Below are 3,245 nucleotides of genomic sequence, written 5' to 3'. Positions count from 1 at the left end.
TCGGGGCCTTTCAGCACGCATATCACGCCAAAGGCCCTTGCAATAAGCAGTGCGTCAAACGCCGCCGCCGGGATGCCCTTCTTTTCGCAACAAGCGCGCGATGCCTGGACTTCTTCAGTATTGAGCGTTGCAAGAATGCGGTCGGCCTCGCCCCTATGCGGGGTAATAACCGTAGAAAGCCCCGCGACGAAGCGCTCGCGCAGCGCGGAAGCGCCCTCGTCGGTTGCAAGCGCCGCAAGCCCGCCGCCATCGACAAGCACGGGCGCCTGCGTGAGCCTAAGCACATCGAGCACCGTTGCCTTCGACGCATCGCTTACGGCAAAGCCGCTTCCTACGATAACGGCGCACGGGCGCCCCTCGCACGCTGCATGACGATGCTCCGCAAACGTGTCGACGGGTTGGCAAACGCACGACGGCTGCACCACGCGCAGCGCGGCGGCGGTCTCGAAGCTTGTGTAGGCGCGCACATAGCCTGCGCCCATGCGCGTCGCAGCCATTACGGCAAGCACACCCGCACCTGCATAAATCGGGTCGCCCACGACGAGCTCGCATAAACCGCGCGTGTACTTATTATCGCCAGGAAGAAGGCCTGGCAACAGGCGCGCGGCTTTTTTCGAAGTAATCGTCTTCATGGTTCGCCCCCCCCTATTCGGACACCGGTTCGCCAGCGCCCTTGGCCTCGGCGCTCGTTGCGGTTTGCTCGCCTAAATCGTCGAGCATGCCACGCATTTCCTTGAACTGCTGGGCAAGCTCGGCTTTCACGTCGCGGCGCTTTTCGCGTTCGGCTTGCGACGCCTTCGTGATGGCCACGGCGTTGGCCACCGCGACCGAATGGGTATAGGTAATTGACAGGGGCGCATCAACAACGCCCTGCTCTTCGGCGATGCGGGCAGCAGCGCCATGCAACGCAATGGCAGGTTTGCCGTGGGAATCACGCACAACCTCGACGTCGCGCATGCCTATGCCGCTTGCCAAAATGCCGGTGCCGAGCGCTTTGCACACCGCTTCCTTCGCAGCGAATCGGGCGGCGTAATGCGTCGCCGGATTGCCCTTTCGGTTGCAATAGTCCTGCTCAGCATCGGTAAACACCTTGTGCGCAAACGACGGCGTGCGATCCAAGATGCGCCGCATGCGTTCGATTTCGACGATATCTACACCCAAACCAACCGACACAACACCCTCCTTTTATGCGCATGGTTTTCTGCATTCATCAGTTTAGCCAATAAAGAAGGCGTGCAAAAACGCTTCACAATCCACGCGTCAAGCCATTGCGGGCAAACGGGCCCGGCCACCATTCACGCTAAAAGTCAGCGAGCGCGGGCCCGGTGCGCCAGGTTGCCCCGCCGCATGGCCAAGCGTACTTCGGTACGCGCCGTGCCATGCACAAGGGGCAAGATGGCGTGCCCGGCCCGCGCGCAGCGTCGGCTTCATGCGCCGTTCGGCAGAACGGCGCAATCACCCTACTCGACCGTGACGCTCTTCGCCAAATTGCGGGGCTGGTCGACGTCGCATCCGCGAGCGATTGCAATATCGCGGGCGAACAGCTGCAGCGGCACGCTCGCTGTAATGGCGCTGAAGCAATCGCGCACCTTCGGAATATATATCACGTGGTCGGCATGCTTCTTGATTTCCTCGTCGCCTTCGGTGGCAATCGCCACTACAAGGGCGCCGCGGGCCTTGCATTCCTGAATATTGGAAATCACCTTGTCGTACGTGGGGCTCTTCGTGGCAACCACAATCACGGGGAAGCCCTCGTCGAGCAGCGCGATGGGCCCGTGCTTCATTTCGCCCGCGGCATACGCCTCGGCATGCAGATAGGAAATTTCCTTGAGTTTCAGCGCGCCCTCGTAGCAAATGGTGGAGCCAATGCCACGGCCAATGAACAGGGCATTCTGCGCATCTTTGCATGCGAGCGCCGCTTCTTCGATAGCGCTCGTGTCGGCCAGGATTTGTTCAATGTGCTGTGCGGTATCGGCCATCTCGCGGAACAGCATGCGAATTTGAGCCGTCGTAAGACCGCCGCGCAGCTGGCCGAGCAGCATCGCGAGCAGCGTGAGCGCCGCCACCTGGCCTAAGAAGCTCTTCGTTGCCGCCACGGCGATTTCCTTGTTTGCCTTGATGTAAATTACGCCGTCGCTCTCGCGCGCCACAGGGCTGCCCACCACATTGGTGATGCCGAATACCTTCGCGCCCTTGATGCGTGCATCGCGAATGGCGGCCAGCGTATCTGCCGTCTCGCCCGATTGGGACACGGCGACTACAAGCGTTGAAGGCGTGATGATGGGGTTGCGATAGCGGAACTCGCTCGCCACCTCGACCTCGCAAGGAATACGGCTCCACGCCTCAATAAGGTTCTTCGCGATAAGGCCCGCATGGTAGCTCGTGCCACATGCGATGATATACACGCGGTCGATGGCTGCCAGTTCGTCGTAATTGAGCGACAACTCGTCGAACTGCAAATGGCCGTTCACCATGCGGCCGGCAAGCGTGTCGCGAATCGTGCGCGGCTCCTCGTAGATTTCCTTCAACATGAAATCGGGGAAACCACCCTTTTCAGCTGCGGAAACATCCCAATCAACATGCGTGACGGACGGGTGGATTTCGCCACCTTCTTGGTCGAAATACTCAATCGTCGACTCGCCGTCCGTAAACGTGAGCTTCGCGAAGGTGTCGTCTTCGAGCACGACCACATCGCGTGTCTCGTCGATGAGCGCCACAATATCGCTCGCGACGAGCGCGCCGCTTTTGCCCTGGCCCACCACGATGGGCGAATCTTTGCGGGCGCACACGATGACGCCCGGCTCGGCATCGCACACAACCGCGATGCCGTACGCGCCGGCCAAGCGATAGGTCGCCTGGCGCACAGCGTCGAGCAAATCGCCGTCGTATGCTTCTTCAACCAAATGGGCAATGACTTCGGTATCGGTCTCGCTCGAGAACACATGTCCGCGACCGATGAGTTCTTCTTTGAGCGTGGCGTAGTTCTCAATGATGCCGTTATGGACCACGGCGATATCGTTCGCACAGGCCGTATGCGGGTGCGCGTTATTCTCGCTCGGTTTACCATGGGTCGCCCAACGTGTATGGCCAATGCCGCACGTGCCATCGATATCCATGCTCTCAACCATGGCCTCAAGGCCGGCGACCTTGCCAACCTTGTGCTTCACGTTGAGGCCCAGCGGCGTTTGCACGGCGATGCCCGCCGAATCGTAGCCGCGGTATTCCATGCGCTTCAGGCCGCGAAT

At 60.5% G+C, this 3,245-nt stretch carries 3 protein-coding genes; all 3 read right to left on the bottom strand.

Going from position 1 to position 3,245, the window contains the following annotated elements; genetic code table 11:
- The coding region (locus ACWI8T_RS09135; protein WP_449138713.1) for an ADP-dependent NAD(P)H-hydrate dehydratase at positions 1–632 on the bottom strand (632 nt) is incomplete at its 3' end.
- Between the two features lie 13 nt (positions 633–645).
- On the bottom strand, positions 646–1,173 hold the full coding sequence (gene acpS, locus ACWI8T_RS09130) for a holo-ACP synthase (protein ID WP_449138712.1): 528 nt from the start codon (positions 1,171–1,173) through the stop codon (positions 646–648).
- 287 nt (positions 1,174–1,460) lie between these two features.
- Positions 1,461–3,245 (bottom strand): glutamine--fructose-6-phosphate transaminase (isomerizing) (gene glmS / locus ACWI8T_RS09125; RefSeq protein WP_449138711.1); only part of this gene is annotated, 1,785 nt, incomplete at its 5' end.

The organism is Slackia sp. (assembly GCF_977041755.1).
This window is presented reverse-complemented; position numbering and strand designations above follow the sequence as displayed.